The organism is Synechococcus sp. UW105 (assembly GCF_900473935.1).
Taxonomy (GTDB): Bacteria; Cyanobacteriota; Cyanobacteriia; order PCC-6307; family Cyanobiaceae; genus Synechococcus_C.
On sequence record NZ_UCNN01000008.1, the window covers coordinates 145,560 to 162,438 of the forward strand.

Consider the following 16,879-nt stretch of genomic DNA (forward strand, 5'->3'; position numbering starts at 1 on the left):
AGGTCAGGTCCCATCGGTCCCCTTCATCAACGGTCCACTAGGAAAGTGAGCATCTTCGTCGGCAATCTGCCCTTCCGCGCTGAGCAGGAAGACATCATTGAATTGTTTGCGACCCATGGCGAGGTCTCAAACTGCGCCCTTCCTTTGGAACGGGACACCGGTCGAAAGCGTGGCTTCGCCTTCATCGAAATGGTCGATGAAGCTGCCGAAGACGCTGCGATCGAGGCGCTCCAGGGTGTTGAGCTCATGGGTCGTCCCCTGAGGATCAATAAAGCCGAGCCTCGTGGCAGCGCTCCACGTCGTGGTGGCGGTGGTGGCTATGGCGGCGGCGGCGGTGGTTACCGCGGCGGTGGTTCGGAAGGAGGTGGTTACCGCAGCGGTGGCGGTGGCGGTTATGGCGGCGGCTCTGGTGCCCGTGGCTGGGAAGATCGCAGTTACGGCGGTGGCGCTGGCGGTCAGTCCAGTGACTATGACGACGGTCGCAGTCGTCGCCGTCGCAGCGGTGCTGGTGGTGGTGGTGGTGACAGTTACGGCGGTGCTGAGGGCTGATCTCTGCTTTTACAGCCCGGCATCAAGCAGTTGCCGGGCTGCTTCCTCCAGCACCGGGATGTCAGCTCCACGGCGTTGAGCTTTGAGCCCGAGGTTGCTTCTCCAGTGCCGGGCTCCAGGGACTCCTTCCACCAGTTGCACCAGATGGCGGCAGAGGTCCCAGAGCCTCCCGCCCCGTTCGAGATGAGCTTGGGCATGGGGGATCAGGCCAAGCACCACACCTGAGGCGGTGATGTTGCGTTCGCTCTCGCCGTAGATCAGTTGGTCGACACATCCCCAACGCAGAGGATGGGCATAGGCCGATCGCCCCACCATGGCGCCATCACAGCTGCGCAGCGCATCCAGACACTGTTCCGGGGTGTCGAGGCCACCGTTGAGTTCGATCGTCAGCTCGGGTCTGCGTTGTTTCAGGGCGATGACCCGGTTATGTTGCAGCGGTGGAATTGTGCGGTTCTGCTTGGGGTCGAGTCCCTCCAGCCAGGCTTTGCGGGCATGAATCGCGAAGCGTGAGGCACCGCCGGCAGCAACCAGGTCGACAAAGGTCTGGAGCAGGGCATCACTATCGAGGTCGTCGATGCCCACGCGGTGTTTCACGGTCACCGGCAGCGGGGAGGCCTGGCACATCGCTTCTACGCAGCGAGCGACCTGTTCTGGTTCCGCCATCAGGCAGGCACCGAAATTGCCTGCTTGCACCCTGGGGCTAGGGCAGCCCACGTTGAGGTTGATCTCGTCGTAGCCCCAGTCGGCAGCCATTTTTGTGGCTTCAGCCAGCAGAGCGGGGTCATCGCCCCCGACCTGTAGGGCAATGGGATGTTCCACCGGATCGAACGCCAACAGGCGTTCCCGACGTTTGCTGTGGTGCAGCGCTTGAGCCACCACCATCTCTGAATAGAGCAGAGCTCGGCGGCTGATCTGCCGCATCAGCACTCGGAAGTGTCGATCGGTGCAGTCGAGCATCGGCGCGACGCTGAACCTCCAGGCGGGTTCCCGATCAATAGGGGGTGGGGAATCCATCGCTCCATTCTTCCCTTCCCTTGGACCGAAGCACTTAGATAAGGGGTGTTGATCGATTCATGCTTGAAGCCATGGCCTCTTCACTGCAGTACTGGTGGCTGAGTCGCCGTTCCCTGCTGTTGGCGATCTTGGCCGGATCGGTCGGTCTGTTCAGGTCGCCGAAGCCTGTGCTGGCTGCCTCCAAGGCTGATGAAACGGCCTGGGACCTCAGTGATGCGGAGTGGAAGCGCCGCTTGTCTCCGGAGGCTTATCGCGTTTTGCGACAGGAAGGAACGGAACCACCGTTTAGCAGTGCTCTCAATGATGAAAAGGGACCAGGCACCTTTCACTGCAGCGGTTGTGATCTGCCTCTGTTCTCCTCTGAGGCCAAGTTCAATAGCGGCACCGGCTGGCCCAGCTTTTGGCAGGCACTGCCTGGAGCGATCGCCACAAAGATAGATTTCAAGCTGATCATTCCCCGCACCGAATACCACTGCCGTCGCTGTGGTGGTCATCAGGGCCATGTGTTTAATGACGGGCCCAAACCCACCGGCAAGCGTTTCTGCAACAACGGAGTTGCACTGCGATTCCAGCCCTCTCCATGATTTGATTGTGATCGGTGGGGGTCCCGCCGGTTTCATGGCAGCGATCACGGCGGCGGAGCAGGGCTGCCAGAGAGTGCTGGTGCTGGAGGCCACACCGGACCCGTTGACCAAGGTTCGGATCAGCGGAGGGGGCCGTTGCAATGTCACCCATGCTTGCTGGGACCCTCGGGAACTGGTCGGTCATTACCCCCGCGGTAGCCGCCCCCTGCGCGGGCCGTTCAGCCGTTTTGCTTGTGGTGATGCCGTGGGCTGGTTCTCAGACCATGGCCTTGAGTTGGTGGAGGAACCTGATGGCCGCATGTTCCCCCAAGCCAACCGTTCCGAGGCGGTGATCGATTGCCTGCTCAAGGCTTCCCGTGCAGTTGGTGTGGCGTTGGAATGCCGTGCTCCGGTGCGCCGGGTGGAGACCACCCAAGCCGGTTTCGTGGTGCATGGTTCTGGTGGTCGGGTCTGGCGTGGCTGCAGGCTGTTGCTGGCCACCGGTGGCCACCCCAGTGGCCGACGCTTTGCTCAGCTTTTGGGGCATGGGGTGACGCCTCCGTTGCCTTCCTTGTTCACCTTGGCTCTGGAAGCACCAGCGATTACGGCTTGCAGTGGCATCGCTCTTGATGATGTCAGCCTCGAAGTGAAGTGCGATCAGCAGCGTTTTCGGCAGACCGGTCGTGTGCTGATCACTCACTGGGGTCTCAGCGGACCCGCCACCTTGCGCCTGAGTGCTTTTGCAGCGCGCGCTTTGCATGGCCAGCGTTATCGGGGTGTTCTGCTAGTGCGCTGGGTTGGGGGCCACACACTGGATCAGGTCGCGTCTGAGTTGGCGCAGTTGCGCCGGGAGCAGCCACGACGCAGTTTGGCGGTGGCCAGGCCTTGGCCTGAACGCTTGCCGCGTCGCCTTTGGTTGGCTTTGCTCTCGCAGGTAGGGGCCGACTCGCAGCGCCGCTGGGCTGATTGTCCCGGGAGTTGGGAGCGGGCTTTGGCCCAGGCTCTCACCGGAAGTCGTTACCCGATTCGCGGTCGCGGTCCGTTCGGGGAGGAGTTCGTCACAGCTGGCGGGGTGGATCTAGGGGAGATCAATCTGGCCACGATGGAGAGTCGGCGGCTGCCAGGGCTTTATCTCGCTGGTGAGCTGATGGATGTCGATGGGGTCACCGGAGGTTTCAATTTTCAGCACTGCTGGAGCAGCGGCTGGCTGGCTGGTCAGGCCATAGCCGCGTCTCTGTCTTGATCGGAATGGCCTGCATCGTCTTCAAAGCGATGCAGGCTCAGTTGATCTGATCGAACACGGTGAACATCGGCAGATACATCGCCAGCAGAATGGAGCCGACGATGCCGCCAACGACCACGATCATTGCTGGTTCGAGCATCGAGGTGAGGGCCTTGACCGCTGCCGAGACCTCGTCTTCGTAGAAGTCGGCCACCTTGCTCAGCATCTGATCCATCTCTCCGGTTTCTTCGCCGATGGCCAGCATGCTCAGGGCCATATCGGGTAGAACTTTTTGGCGGATCAGGGCGGCGCTCAGTAGCACCCCTTCCTGCACCCGGTTGCGGGATTCCAGAATCGCGTCGGAAATGATCGCGTTGCCGGCGGTTTCGCTCGAGATCTCTAAGGACATCAGGATTGGAACACCTGCCCGGGTCAGGGAGCTGAAAATCCGACAGAACTGGGCGGTGGCCGTTTTCATGATCAGATCCCCAAAGAGAGGCAGTTTCAGGATCAGGCGATCGATCACACGCCGCCCGTTGTGCGTGGCGTAGTAGCGGCTGATCAGCCAGATCCCTATCAGCCCGGCGCCGGCAATCAGTAGGGCAAAAGACGATCGCAATAAGGCGCTCAAATCCACCATCAGCTGAGTGAACAGCGGTAGCTCTGCTCCTAGGTCTTCAAAGATCCCCGCGAAGGTTGGAATCAAAAAGATGGTCATTCCCAGAAACACCAGGATGGCGATTGCCAGAACGGCGACTGGATAGCCCAGGGCGCCTTTGATCTGGTTTTGCAGCCTGGCGTTGTCTTCAAGCAGCTTGGCTAAACGTTTCAGTGATTCGTCGAGGACGCCTCCCGCTTCTCCGGCTTCGACCATGGCAATGCTGAGCTTGTCGAACACCTTCGGCCATTGGCGCATGGCAGCCGCCATGGCCGTGCCTTGATTCACATCCAGGCCGATCTGCAGCAATGCTCGCTTGAACATCGGCAGTCGCTGCTGGCTGGCCATCAGATCCAGGCTGCGCACAATTGGCACCCCTGCATCCACAAGTGCCGCCAGCTTGCTGGCGAAAACTGCCTTTTCTCGCACCCCGGGTGCCTTTTCAAAGGCGCCACTGAGATCGAAGGAGAGCATGGCTTGCAGGCCGCCTTTTGCCTGTCCTTCCCTCGTGTTGTTGGGGTTGCTTCCACGCTTCCGTGGCCTTCCACCTTGGTCGGTTGGCTCCTCCATCTGAACCGTTGTCGCCTTGATGCCCCGCCGCCGCAGCAGCTTGCGCGCCGTTGCTTGATCCGGAGCTTGGATCCGCAGGGTTCGGTCTCCTCCACTGGTGGCCTGATAGGTGGCAATGAAGCTGGCCATGGCGTTCGGCTCAGCTGTTCCCTAGGAGACGATTCAGTTCGCCTGGTTTCCCGGCCTTGGTCATGGCTTCTGCCTGGCTGATTGCTCCGGTTTCCACGAGATTGGCAAGGGCCCGCTCCAGGGTCTGCATGCCCAGTTCACCCCCGGTCTGAAGTTGGGAATAGAGCTGAGCCGTTTTGCCTTCACGGATCAGGTTTGCGATCGCCGGGGTGTTGATCAAGATCTCTTGAGCCATCACCCGTCCGAATTCGCCGGGCTGCGGCTTGTCGCGACGGCAGAGGGTCTGGGAGAACACGGCCATCAGACTTCCCGATAGCTGTACCCGGATTTGGGTCTGCTGGCCAGGTGGGAACACATCCACCATGCGATCGACGGTCTGGGCGGCTGAGCTTGTGTGCAGGGTGCCGAAGACCAGGTGACCGGTTTCGGCTGCACTGATGGCGAGTTGAATCGTTTCCAGATCGCGCATCTCACCCACGAGAATCACGTCGGGGTCTTCGCGCAGCGCAGCCCGTAGGGCATTGGCAAAGCTGCGAGTGTCTTCATGCAATTGGCGCTGGTGCACCATGCTGCGGTCACTGCGGTACACGAATTCGATCGGATCTTCGATCGTGAGGATGTGCTCGCTGCGGGTGTGGTTGATGTGGTCGAGCAGTGCCGCCAATGTGGTTGTTTTGCCGGATCCGGTCGGTCCCGTCACCAGCACAAGGCCGCGGGGGCGGGCAGAGGTTTCCACCACCACTGGGGGCAGGTTGAGCGCCTCGATGCTGGGAATTGAACTGCCGAGCGCCCTGAGGCAGGCGGCATAGCTGCCCTTCTGGCGATAGACGTTCACGCGGAAGCGTGCCACGCCTTTGAGGCCGTAGGCACAATCGAGCTCCCAGGTCTGTTCCAGCGTCTTGCGCTGGCTGTTATTAAGCATTGAGAAGATCAGGCGGTTGCAGCTCTCCTCACTCAGCGGTGTGTCGGAGAGGGGGCGCAGTTCGCCGCTGAAACGGCCGTACGGTGGTTGGCCGCAAGCGAGATGCAGATCACTGCCTTCGGCCTTGACCAGTTGCTCCATCAGGTCTTCGATCATCAGATCCATGGCAGGCACCTCACTGACGAGGGGTCAGACAGTACGGACATTCCAGCCAGCCTTCCTGTAGTCCGCCACCACATCGTTCACAGGTGACGGTGCTGAGAGCCCTGGCCCGTCGCTCTGACTCCAGGCCTGAGTCGGTGAGGATCATCCGGCCCACTTCTTCCAAGGTGGTCTGACCCTGACGCACCAACTCGAGGCTGTAGCCCAGCAGGGTTTTCATGCCCGATTCCAGAGCCAGACGACGGAGCACATCGGTGGTGGCACCGTTGGCTACCGCGGTGGCCAACTGCTCGTTCATGCGCAGCACTTCGTACACACCGATCCGGCCTCGATAACCGCTGCCCTGACAGTGGGGACAGGGGTCGCCACTCTGGTCACGATTGCCATCGTGGTGGTGGGCTCGGTAGAAGCGCACACCTGTCTCATGGTGCGTCATGAGCCCGAATCGGCCCAGTTCAGTGGCATCGGGTTGATAGCTTTCGCGGCAATGGCTACAGACACGCCGTAGCAGCCGTTGCGACACGATCCCGATCAGGGAAGCGCTGACCATGAAGGGTTCCACCCCCATCTCGCCAAGGCGGGCGATAGCGCTTGGGGCGTCGTTGCAGTGCAGGGTGGTGAGCACCAGGTGGCCGGTCAGGGCAGCTTCGATCGCTGTTTTGGCTGTTTCTAGATCACGGGTCTCTCCCACGAGAAGCACGTCTGGGTCTTGTCGCATGAACGCCCGTAGGGCCGTGCTGAAGTCGAAGCCCTTTTCCCGGTTCACCTGGCATTGGGTGATGCCTGGGAGGGTGTATTCGATTGGATCCTCCACCGTTGAGATATTGATCCCGGGATCGTTGCGTTCCGCCAGCAGCGAGTAGAGAGTCGTCGATTTTCCTGATCCTGTTGGACCAGTCACCAGGATCATGCCGAATGGCTTTGAGCCGAGGCTGCGCACCAGTTCGAGTGCCTCCGGGTTGCTGATCAGCTTGTCGAGGCCCAGTTGCGTGGATGAGCTGTCGAGGAGTCGCAGCACGATCTTTTCCCCGAAGCGGCTCGGCAGACTGCTGACGCGGAAATCAACGCTGCGTTTGCGAAAGCGGCGGCGGATTCGACCGTCTTGGGCTTGCCGTCGTTCGGCGATATCCAGGTCGGCCATGATCTTGAAGCGTGAGGTCACGGCTGGCACCAGGCGACTGGGCAGCGGTTCGCTGTAGCTCTGCAACACACCGTCCTGGCGGAAGCGCACCTGGAGGCCGATTTGTTGGGGTTCCACGTGAATGTCGCTTGCCCCAAGTTGCAGGGCCTGAAGCAGGATGCGGTTCACCAGATTCACCACTGGTGAGGCGTTCGTGTCTCGGAAGGTCTGTTCGAGGTCTTCGTGTCTTGAGCCCAGTCGGGCTGCTTCATCGGGCTCTTCTTCCAGCACCCCGTCGCTGTTGAAGCCAGATAGCAGTGAATCGAGGTTGATGGGTGCCTCGCTCTCTTCCTGGCTTTCTGGGGGGTCATCCAGTGTTTCCTCTCCAGGATCCTGCGGCAGGTTGATGTCTGCTTCTGCTTGATTTGACTCCGCCACAGCGGCAGTGGTCTGGTTGTCTTCCTGGCTCTGGAGGGCCATCAGGGCTGCGGCCAGGCGTGGATGCTTGTTGGGGACAAGTCCTTTTGCTTCAAGTCTTGTCAGCAGTTGCTGATGGCTGTCTTGATCCAGTCGTTCCGGGACCGGTTCCTGCAACAGCAGCTCCAGGACAAAACGCTGCTGGTCTCTCACGGTGGGGCTGCGGCGAGGGATCTGGTGCTGGAGGTGCGGGCTTCCGCCGCTTGTGGGAGGTGAGCCTTACCTATCAACATGTCTAGGTGTGAATCTGCAACTGGTCAGCATGAGTGGCGATCCCTCTTCATCAGCTCACGATCCCGCCGCTGATGCTGCAGCACCCGGTCCAGGTCCCGAGGCTGCGGCCGAGACTGTGGATGCTCCGAGTGATGCAGCCAGCGCTCCCTCTCCGGATCCAACAGCAGCCGGTGGCAAAGACAATGAAGCGCGCTTGGAGCAGTTGGAGCGCGAACACAGCAGCTTGCGCGAAGAACACGAGACCCTGCGCAGCCAATACATGCGCATCGCTGCTGATTTCGACAACTTCCGCAAGCGTCAGAGCCGAGATCAGGATGATCTCAAGGTGCAACTCACCTGCAGCACATTGAGCGAGATCCTGCCGGTGGTGGACAACTTCGAGCGTGCCCGGCATCAGCTCAATCCCGAAGGTGAAGAGGCCCAGGCTTTACATCGCAGCTATCAGGGTCTCTACAAGCAGCTGGTGGATGTGTTGAAGCAACTTGGTGTTGCTCCGATGCGGGTTGTGGGTCAGGAGTTCGATCCCAGCTTGCATGAGGCTGTTTTGCGGGAACCGAGCGATCAGCACCATGAAGACGTGGTGATCGAAGAGCTGCAGCGGGGGTATCACCTCAATGGCCGTGTGCTCCGCCACGCCATGGTGAAGGTGTCGATGGGGCCCGGACCCCAAGGTGATGTCGCCTCCGCAACGGCGCCTGATTCTCCCGCTGATGCTCAGGATTCTGGCCCTGCGATGGAGGGAGAACCCAACCAACAGGAGAGTTGAGCTCCCTGGGCTGGCCCTTAGGGTGATGAACGGGATGACGAGCTGATGGCCGATTACTACGACCTGCTCGGCGTCAGTCGTGACGCCGATGCCGACACGCTCAAGCGTGCCTATCGGCGGCTTGCTCGTCAGTATCACCCTGATATCAATAAGGATCCTGGAGCTGAGGATCGCTTCAAGGAGATCGGCAGGGCCTACGAGGTCCTCAGCGATCCACAGACCAAGGCCCGTTACGACCAGTTCGGTGAAGCTGGTCTGGGTGGAGCTGCAGGGATGCCCGATATGGGCGATATGGGCGGCTTTGCTGATCTCTTTGAAACCTTTTTCAGTGGTTTCGGGGGTGCTGCTGGAGGTGCTGGAGCTCGTCCGCGGCGGCGGGGCCCCCAGCAAGGCGATGACCTTCGCTACGACCTGACGATCGACTTCAATCAGGCCGTGTTCGGCCAAGAGAGGGAGATCCGCATTCCTCACCTGGAAACCTGCACCACGTGCAACGGCTCTGGGGCTAAGTCGGGAAGTGGTCCCACCACCTGCTCCACCTGCGGTGGTGTCGGTCAGGTGCGGCGCGCTACCCGCACTCCTTTCGGAAATTTCACCCAGGTGGCGGAATGTCCCACCTGTGGCGGCAGCGGTCAGGTCATCGCTGATCCTTGTTCAGCCTGTGGTGGCCAAGGAGTGATTCAGGTGCGCAAGAAACTGCGCATCAATATTCCCGCTGGTGTTGATACGGGCACGCGCTTGCGTGTTGCGGGCGAAGGCAATGCCGGCCTCCGTGGTGGTCCTTCAGGTGACCTCTACGTCTTTCTTACGGTCAAAAGCCATCCCAGTTTGCGCAGGGATGGCCTCACCGTTCTCTCCGATGTGAAGGTGAGCTATCTCCAGGCCATTCTCGGAGACACGATTGAGGTGGAGACCGTTGACGGTCCCACCAGTTTGGAGATTCCGGTCGGCACTCAGCCCAATGCGGTGCTCACCCTCGAGAACAAGGGCATCCCTAAGTTGGGTAACCCAGTGGCCAGAGGTAATCAAAGGGTCACAGTGTCTGTTCAGTTGCCCACTCGTCTCAATGAGGAGGAGCGCACGCTGCTGGAACAGTTGGCCGGTCACCATTCAGCGCGAGGTGTGCAGCATCACCACCACAACAGCGGTCTCTTCGCACGACTGTTTGGTCAAGGTTGACGTTGACTGGCTCCGATGTTGATCAGCAGCTCGATCTCCGCGGCACTCCGTGTCCGGTGAACTTCATTCGCTGTCGGCTCACGCTGGAGACCATGGTTCCTGGACAGGTTCTGGCGGTCAGCCTGGATCGGGGCGAGCCGGAGGCGATGGTGGTGCCCGGTTTGGAACAGGACGGCCATCAGGTTCAGCTGGATGGCGGCACTGACGACTGGGTGAGGTTGAAGGTGACCTGTGGGGGTGGTTGAGCAACGCCTTAGGGGTGTGGTGGTGGCGTTGCAGGCCAACTACCTCGAGGTGGAACTGGATCCGCCCGACGCCGCCACGCGACTGCTCTGCACCCGCCGCACCCGCCTCAATCATCGTGGGGCTGCCGTTCATGTGGGTGATCGCGTATGGGTCGAGGCGATTGATCAGCAGCAGCGTCGTGCTGTGGTGGCGGATGTGGAACCTCGCTTCAGTTGGTTGAGCCGCCCTCCCGTGGCCAATGTCACCGCGGTGGTGGTTGCTTTCTCGGTGGAGCAACCAGCGTTTGATCCCGATCAGGCCAGTCGGTTCCTGCTCACAGCTGAGCAAACGGGCTTGGTCGTTCAGGTGTTGCTGACCAAATGCGACCTGCTGCAGGAGAAGGCCTCTCGGCAATTGGTGGATCGGCTTCAGGGCTGGGGGTATGCACCTTTGCTGCTGTCCTCTGAGACGGGTGAAGGCATGGATTCTTTGCGCACGCTCCTCAAGGGTCAGGCCCTGTCGGTGTTATGCGGTCCTTCCGGTGTGGGCAAAAGCTCTTTGCTCAACAGCCTGCTACCGCAGTTGTCGCTCAGAGTTGGGGCCGTCTCAGGGCGCCTGCAAAGAGGGCGGCACACGACGCGCCATGTTGAATTGCATGCGCTCGGTCCTGGAGCGAGAGTGGCCGATACACCGGGGTTTAATCGTCCCGACTTACCGGATGACGTTCATAACCTTGAGGTGCTGTTCCCCGAATTACGCAGTCAACTCGAGACCCATCCCTGTCGTTTCCGAGACTGTCTGCATCGGGATGAACCAGGCTGCGGGGTCAGTCGTGATTGGGAGCGTTACGGCATTTATCGGCGGGCCGTTGAGGAGCTGATGGGGTTCAGCCGCCCATCCCGGGGAGGTTGAGGTTGAGGCCTCCGGTGAGTTCTTCCATCCGCTCTTTCATGGTGGCGGTGGAGTGCTCATAGGCCGATTGGAGTGCCGCGAGAGTGGCCGCTTCACAGGCACTCTGCCCCTCTGCCAGCAAGGACGGGTCCAGGCGCACTCTCAGGGGTTGCTGGTTGCCTGACAGCCAGATGCTTGCCCGGCCATCATCGCTGCTTCCTTCGATTTCCATACCATCGAGTTCCTCCTGCAGTTTCTGGGCGTCTTGTTGGATCTGCTGAGCCTTGCGGAAAGCCTCGGTGAGTTGTCCGAAGTTGGGGAGTCCGAACCCTGCCATGGCGCCTAAGGGAGAACGGGCAGGTTAAGCGGTCAGTGCGTGATCGTTTGACTGAATCCGAGTCGTTTCACTTCTGGGTGAAGGGTGATGCCGTGGTTGTTTTCCACTTCTTTTTGCACCAGGGCAATCAGGCTGAGGATGTCATTCGCACTCGCAGAACCGTTGTTAACGATGAAATTGGCGTGCACGGGTGACACCTCAGCGCCGCCAATGCGGTGGCCTTTCAGCCCTAAGGCTTCGATCAGCTGGCCGGCTTTAAGAGGTTCGGGATTGCGGAAGACGCTGCCACAGCTAGGCCACTGATACGGCTGCGTTGTGGTGCGGTGGTTGAGGTTGCTGCTGGTGGCGCGGCTGAGTGCCTTGGGATCGTGGCCTGGCTCCAGCTGAAAGCGCGCCGAGATCACCATCAGGTCGCAGTCCTGGAGGCGACTATGGCGGTAGGAAAAGTCGAGCTCAGCATTGTTCAAGATGCGGATGGCAGCGTTCTCGCTGCCATTGGGCAAAGCATCGATCACCTCAACGGAAAGCAGTCTCTCGGCGGTGCAGCCTCCCTGAGCTCCGGCATTCATGACGGCAGCACCCCCCACGGTGCCAGGGATACCCACAGCCCATTCCAGGCCATGAAGACCTGCACGTGCCGCGCGCCGGGCCAGGGTTGGGATCGGTTCACCGGCTAAAGCTTCCACCACGCCGGTCTCTCCGTTGAGGTTCATGCCTTGAAGCTTGCGTAGGCAGATGGTGAGACCTGCCAGGCCGGCATCACTGATCAACAGATTGGAGCCTGCACCGATCACTCTCCAGGACAGTTGGTGCTGATGCGCCCAGCTGATCAGTTCGATCAGCTGATCCTTGTGCGTTGGTTCCGCTAGCCATTCGGCTGGTCCACCCACCCGCCAGGTGGTGTAGTCAGCCAGGGAGACCTGGGAACGCAACAGTTCCGGGTCGTGATCAACCATCAGGCTGCTAGCGATGTCGGCTGGGTGGCGTCAGCAGACGATTCGTCGGGGCAAAGACGGTTCCAGAGGCTGTTCACATCACCAGCCCCCATCGCCAGCACGAGATCTTCGGGTCGGCTGTGTTCTTGAACCAGGGCAGTGAGTTGGTCCATGGTGTCGGCCACCAAAACAGAGCGCTCTGGAATTAACTGCTGCAGCTTTTCACCCAGGGTGTGGCTGTTGATGCCTTCGATGGCTGCTTCTCCGGCGGAATAGATCGGGGCCAGCACCACCGTGTCTGCACTGCTGAGGGCCTGAGCAAAGGCGTCGAGAAACTCTTGGGTGCGGCTGTAGCGATGGGGCTGAAACACCACCAGCAGCCGTTGCGGTGCACGGGGCAGGGGGCTGCGACCGCTGCTCACCATCAACTGTGCCATTTCGAGAGTGGCTCGCACTTCACTGGGGTGATGGGCGTAGTCGTCAACCACCAGCCGTCCCTGCCAGCTCCCACGGAAATCGAAGCGGCGTCCGGGCGGGCGCAGTTGGCTGAGACCCAGTTGCAGTTGTTCAAAGGGCAGGCCTTCCATCCGGCAGGCCGCAAGGGCAGCGGTGGCATTGCTGAGGTTGTGCAGGCCGGGCATGGGCAGCGTGATGCGACCGATGCGAGCACCACCTTCGTAGAAGTCCGCCTCGGTGCGGTCCCCTTCCAGTGCGACGGGAAGGGCGGCGTAATCCACACCTTCGTGGTTGCTCACAGACCACCAGTGGGTGGCCTGGAAATGCTCCCTGAGAATCGGGTCGTCATGGTTGGCCAGCAGCCGATCGCAGCCGGCTCCGAACCGTTGCATGGTGGCGATCAGATCGTTGAGATCGGCGTAGTGATCCGTATGGTCCAGCTCGAGGTTGGTGATCACGCCCAAGTGTGCAGCGAACTTGACAAGCGAACCGTCGGATTCGTCGGCTTCTGCCACCAATAACCGCCCTTCACCGGCGTGGCCATTGCTCCCGTAGCAGGGCACGATGCCGCCGATGACTGCCGTTGGGTCCTCTCCGGCGGCGGCCAGAAGCGTGGTGATCACCGTGCTCGTGGTTGTTTTGCCGTGGCTGCCGGCGACGGCAATCGACGTCTGTTCGGCAATCAGAGCCGCCAAAACATCGGAGCGATGAAGAATGGTGAGCCCGAGGGCTCGCGCTGCCATCAGCTCTGGGTTGTGATCAGGGATGGCGGTGCTGATGACCACATGGGGCTGAGGCCCATCAGCAGAAGTGACGGCCTTGATCGTTTCTGCGATCTGCTGCGGGAACACCCGGACTCCGAGCTCAGCCAGCTCGTGCACGGTTGATGATTGCTTGGGCTCTGAACCGGAAACGCGTTGTCCGCGTTTGGCCAGAATCAGCGCAAGGGCTGACATGCCGATGCCGCCGATTCCGATGAAATGGATGGGTTGCTGGCGGCTGAGCAAACTGGACAAGGGGTTGAACCGTGGGTCCGAAAGATAGGTCAGGATCTGGCCGAAAGCTTGTCATCGACACGCTTGTCAGCAGTTGGTCCTGGAGGTCGATCTAGGGGAGACCTGGCCCAGCTGTTGACGATGGTCTGTCGGGTGGAGTGGCACGCGGACCCGAGAGAAAACACCAATTTCTGTATGATCGGCGGCCAAACCACCTAGCTGCGGATTTCCGCTTAAGTAATGACCCTGCGCGTTGCGATCAATGGATTCGGCCGAATCGGTCGCAATGTGATGCGGGGTTGGATCAGCCGTGGCGCTGACACCGGTATTGAAATCGTTGGCGTCAACGCCACGTCTGACCCCAAGACCAGCGCTCACCTGCTGACCTACGACTCCATTCTGGGCAAACTCGACCCCAGCGTAAAGATCGAAACCACTGATGATTCCATGATCATCAATGGCAAAGAAGTCAAGTTTTTCTCCGACCGCAATCCACTCAACTGCCCCTGGAAAGAATGGGGTGTGGATCTGGTGATTGAGTCCACCGGTGTCTTCAACACCGATGAAAAAGCCAGCATGCACATCCAGGCTGGTGCCAAGAAGGTGATCCTCACCGCTCCTGGCAAAGGTCCGAAGGTGGGCACCTTCGTCGTCGGTGTGAATGAGGACCAGTACCGCCATGAGGATTGGGACATCCTCAGCAATGCCAGCTGCACCACCAACTGCCTGGCGCCTTTGGTGAAGGTGATTGATCAGTCGATCGGTATCAACCGTGGTCTGATGACCACCATTCACAGCTACACCGGTGACCAGAGGATCCTGGACAACAACCACCGCGACCTGCGTCGTGCCCGAGCCGCAGCCGTGAATATGGTTCCCACCTCAACCGGTGCAGCTCAAGCTGTTGCTCTGGTGTATCCCGCCGTGAAGGGCAAGTTCACCGGTATTGCCATGCGCGTTCCCACCCCGAACGTGTCCGCGGTTGACCTGGTGTTCCAGTCCTCCCGCGCCTCGTCTGTCGATGAGATCAAGTCGATCATCAAGGCTGCGGCCGAAGGCCCGATGAGCAACGTGATCAAGTACGGCGATCTGCCTCTGGTCTCAACCGACTACGCCGGTACTGATCAGTCGACGATCTTCGATGCCGACCTGACCCTGTCCATGGGTGACGACTTCTTCAAGATCGTTTCCTGGTACGACAATGAGTGGGGCTACAGCCAGCGTGTTGTTGATCTGGCTGAAGTGGTTGCTCGTAATTGGAAGTGATCAGCTGATCGTCCGATTCTGTTTTGCTTGATCCCTCCCTTCGGGGAGGGATTTTTTTGTGATCGCCTCCTGATCTCAGAGGCCTTGAAAGTGATCAAAACCACTGCGCCTCATTGGACGGCCACCCTCTTTCCACTGGATCACGTCAGGTTGGTCAGTGATCCAGCCCACCTGACTGCTTTCTGGACGTGCAGTCAGCCAGGCCTCCGCCCAAGCTTGGGGCAGGCTCAGCACCAGTTCGAAGTCCTCTCCGCCGCTAAGACACCATTCCCGCCAAGCTTCGCCCTTGGGCCAACCTGAAGCATGTGGCAAGCGCTTTTGTTCGAGCACAGCACCGCAGCCACTGCTCTGGCAAAGGTTTTGTACTGCTGCCAGTAGCCCGTCGCTGCTGTCTGTTCCCCCGGCTCTCCAGGCAAGGTCCTTCGGTTTGCACTCGATCAGTTGGACCAGAGCATCCAGGCGTGGTTCAGGGCGTTGATGCCGTGTGATGGCCATCGTCCTCAAGGCTTCGGGTAAGTCGGTCTGCATGGCCATTGCTTCCCTTTGAAGCAGGCCTAGCCCCAGGCGGCTCAGCCCATGGGCACCACTCACCACGATCCAATCTCCGGCCCGGGCTTGATTGCGATGCAGACGCAGCGGTCCCAGGGTCCCTAGAGCAGTAATGGACAGGATTCGTTCGCTGCCCCTGGTGCAGTCTCCTCCCAGCAGCTGTCCACCGCTGGACTGCAGCATCGCTTCGATGCCGCTGTAGACCCCCTCCACCCAGCTCCATGGGGTTTGTGGTGGTGCGACCAGCCCAACGGTGACCCCAAGCACGGTGTCCACGCCACTGGAGGCCAGATCGGAGAGATTGGCGGCCGCGGCCCGCCATCCCACGTCGGCCGCGGTTGTGGTGGCATCGCTGAAGTGGACGTTCTCGACCAACACGTCTGTGTTGATCAGGAGGTCGGCGGCGGGATTCTTGAGTTGGGCCGTGTCGTCATCGAGCTGACCGGGCGGCGCAAACCTTGCCAGCCGCCGCAGCAGCTCCGCTTCTCCTAGTGATTGCAGCGTCTCAGCCAAGGTTGAGACCTCAGGCGTGCGGCTGGAGTCGATCTGCCCCGTCGATCACCTTGATGCTCACGACGCGGTCATCGACTCCCAGTTCTTCCAGCACATCAAAACCGTCCACCACATAGCCGAAGGCGGCATTGCGGCCATCCACCAGATTCAGGCCTGCTGGGGTGAGTTCCGCTTCATAGAGAAACATGAAGAACTGGGAGGAACCGTCGCCAAGAGATTGATCGGAATGGGCCCATCCCAGAGTGCCGAGGGTGGCAAAGGGCAGGGTTGGTGTGGCTTTGTAGAGCCCCACATCTTCGAAGGTTTCGTTGTAGATGGTCTCGGCTTCACCAGGTACACGGATCTCGAGGGGGACGTGGCGCTCCTGCTTGGTTTTGGGGTCGATGTAACCGATCTCGGGACCCTTCGGATCACCGGTTTGAAGGATGTAGAAATCTTCTGCACGGATGAATGGAAGGCCGTCGTAGAAGCCTTTGAGACTGAGGTCGATGAAGGCGCCTGCGGTGAGTGGAGCGTTGTAACCGTCCACCACAGCGGTGAGTTCGCCTTGGCTCGTGCTGATGCTCACGGTGGCACGACCCTTCAGACGAGGCAGCGCATCGAACTCGGTCGGAATGGCTGGAATCGTCTCATCGGTGAGCAGAGCTTCCAGATCGCCGACTGTGGTGAGGGTCTCCCTTCGCACTTGGATCAACCCGGTTTTGTTCTGTTGGTCGACTTCGGTCCGCATCGCGGTGATGCCTGCGTCGACTGCGTCGAGTAGTCCCTCAGCGATGGTTTGATCGTCGCTTGCCATCGAGGCGAGGATGCTGTCCCGGCGGGTGGACAGGAAGGCTTGGCTCTTGGTCAGTGAACGGCTGAGCGCGCTCCAACGTTTGGCCCGGAGGTCATCGCTAGTGCCTTCAAGTCGATGCTGGAGATCGCGCAAATCGGGCTGCTCGAAGGGGAGAGCATCGCGCAGGATCGCGGCAGGGTCCTTGACCGCATTGCCCTGCGGTAGGCCGGCATTGGCCGGCTCAGCAACGAGAAGACCAAGGGATGTGATGAGGGCGACCAGCAGTGCGGCAAGACGCTGATGGGCCATGGGGAAGCCAGGTGCTGCCTGGACTTTGGCACAGCCGTATGATCCCCTGAACCGTCCAGCCGG

General features: G+C 60.3%; 17 protein-coding genes. 8 read left to right on the plus strand and 9 right to left on the minus strand.

The features are described 5' to 3' along the window. Positions 1-45: 45 nt before the first annotated feature. Entirely contained in the window at positions 46-549 is a 504-nt protein-coding gene (locus DXY16_RS02805) for an RNA-binding protein (protein WP_115119284.1), read from the plus strand. Positions 550-558: 9 nt separating this feature from the next. Here DXY16_RS02805 and dusA read toward each other — a convergent pair whose 3' ends face one another. Further along, positions 559-1,563 carry a tRNA dihydrouridine(20/20a) synthase DusA gene (dusA, locus tag DXY16_RS02810; RefSeq protein WP_115119287.1) on the minus strand — a complete coding sequence of 335 codons (1,005 nt, stop codon included), beginning with the start codon at positions 1,561-1,563 and terminating at the stop codon, positions 559-561. A 71-nt stretch (positions 1,564-1,634) separates the two neighbouring features. On the opposite strand from dusA, the gene msrB reads away from it, so the two are divergent. Together msrB and DXY16_RS02820 are read left to right on the plus strand one after the other, a co-directional pair. Next, a complete protein-coding gene (gene msrB / locus DXY16_RS02815; protein WP_115119440.1) occupies positions 1,635-2,147 on the plus strand; it encodes a peptide-methionine (R)-S-oxide reductase MsrB in 513 nt (170 codons plus the stop codon). Beyond that, entirely contained in the window at positions 2,074-3,369 is a 1,296-nt protein-coding gene (locus DXY16_RS02820) for an NAD(P)/FAD-dependent oxidoreductase (RefSeq protein ID WP_115119289.1), read from the plus strand. Before msrB ends, DXY16_RS02820 begins: the two co-directional genes overlap by 74 nt. Positions 3,370-3,406: 37 nt before the next feature. Here the strand turns inward: DXY16_RS02820 and DXY16_RS02825 are convergent, their stop codons facing one another. Genes DXY16_RS02825 through DXY16_RS02835 form a run of 3 tightly spaced genes read right to left on the minus strand, consistent with a single transcriptional unit; the run spans position 3,407 to position 7,539 of the window. Next, positions 3,407-4,705, minus strand: a complete 1,299-nt coding sequence (locus tag DXY16_RS02825) for a type II secretion system F family protein (RefSeq protein WP_115119291.1) — start codon at positions 4,703-4,705, stop codon at positions 3,407-3,409. Positions 4,706-4,715: 10 nt separating this feature from the next. After that, entirely contained in the window at positions 4,716-5,792 is a 1,077-nt protein-coding gene (locus DXY16_RS02830) for a type IV pilus twitching motility protein PilT (protein ID WP_115119442.1), read from the minus strand. A gap of 10 nt (positions 5,793-5,802) precedes the next feature. Next, positions 5,803-7,539 (minus strand): GspE/PulE family protein, encoded by a 1,737-nt coding sequence (locus DXY16_RS02835; RefSeq protein WP_170953805.1) that lies wholly within the window; start codon positions 7,537-7,539, stop codon positions 5,803-5,805. A 109-nt stretch (positions 7,540-7,648) separates the two neighbouring features. Here DXY16_RS02835 and grpE point away from each other — a divergent pair, with 109 nt between their 5' ends. Genes grpE through rsgA form a run of 4 tightly spaced genes read left to right on the plus strand, consistent with a single transcriptional unit; the run spans position 7,649 to position 10,702 of the window. Continuing rightward, the gene (grpE, locus tag DXY16_RS02840) at positions 7,649-8,386 is read left to right on the plus strand and encodes a nucleotide exchange factor GrpE (RefSeq protein WP_115119444.1); all 738 of its coding nucleotides are present in this window, start codon (positions 7,649-7,651) and stop codon (positions 8,384-8,386) included. Between the two features lie 45 nt (positions 8,387-8,431). Further along, the gene (gene dnaJ / locus DXY16_RS02845; protein ID WP_115119293.1) at positions 8,432-9,565 is read left to right on the plus strand and encodes a molecular chaperone DnaJ; all 1,134 of its coding nucleotides are present in this window, start codon (positions 8,432-8,434) and stop codon (positions 9,563-9,565) included. 2 nt (positions 9,566-9,567) lie between these two features. Further along, positions 9,568-9,810 (plus strand): sulfurtransferase TusA family protein, encoded by a 243-nt coding sequence (locus tag DXY16_RS02850; RefSeq protein ID WP_115119295.1) that lies wholly within the window; start codon positions 9,568-9,570, stop codon positions 9,808-9,810. Continuing rightward, positions 9,803-10,702, plus strand: coding sequence for a ribosome small subunit-dependent GTPase A (rsgA, locus tag DXY16_RS02855; RefSeq protein WP_115119446.1), 900 nt, complete (start codon positions 9,803-9,805; stop codon positions 10,700-10,702). The genes DXY16_RS02850 and rsgA overlap by 8 nt, the downstream gene beginning before the upstream one ends. On the opposite strand, the gene DXY16_RS02860 is transcribed toward rsgA, so the two are convergent. Genes DXY16_RS02860 through murC form a run of 3 tightly spaced genes read right to left on the minus strand, consistent with a single transcriptional unit; the run spans position 10,677 to position 13,425 of the window. Beyond that, on the minus strand, positions 10,677-11,018 hold the full coding sequence (locus DXY16_RS02860) for a YbaB/EbfC family nucleoid-associated protein (RefSeq protein ID WP_115019006.1): 342 nt from the start codon (positions 11,016-11,018) through the stop codon (positions 10,677-10,679). The genes rsgA and DXY16_RS02860 overlap by 26 nt on opposite strands. A 32-nt stretch (positions 11,019-11,050) precedes the next feature. Continuing rightward, entirely contained in the window at positions 11,051-11,974 is a 924-nt protein-coding gene (gene murB, locus DXY16_RS02865; protein ID WP_115119297.1) for a UDP-N-acetylmuramate dehydrogenase, read from the minus strand. Further along, on the minus strand, positions 11,974-13,425 hold the full coding sequence (murC, locus tag DXY16_RS02870) for a UDP-N-acetylmuramate--L-alanine ligase (RefSeq protein WP_115119299.1): 1,452 nt from the start codon (positions 13,423-13,425) through the stop codon (positions 11,974-11,976). Before murC ends, murB begins: the two co-directional genes overlap by 1 nt. Positions 13,426-13,644: 219 nt before the next feature. Between murC and gap the strand changes: the two genes are divergently transcribed. Beyond that, positions 13,645-14,670, plus strand: a complete 1,026-nt coding sequence (gap, locus tag DXY16_RS02875) for a type I glyceraldehyde-3-phosphate dehydrogenase (protein ID WP_115019001.1) — start codon at positions 13,645-13,647, stop codon at positions 14,668-14,670. Between the two features lie 75 nt (positions 14,671-14,745). Here gap and thiL read toward each other — a convergent pair whose 3' ends face one another. After that, entirely contained in the window at positions 14,746-15,732 is a 987-nt protein-coding gene (gene thiL, locus DXY16_RS02880) for a thiamine-phosphate kinase (protein ID WP_115119301.1), read from the minus strand. Positions 15,733-15,742: 10 nt separating this feature from the next. Further along, the gene (locus DXY16_RS02885; RefSeq protein WP_115119303.1) at positions 15,743-16,816 is read right to left on the minus strand and encodes a peptidylprolyl isomerase; all 1,074 of its coding nucleotides are present in this window, start codon (positions 16,814-16,816) and stop codon (positions 15,743-15,745) included. Positions 16,817-16,879: the final 63 nt, after the last annotated feature.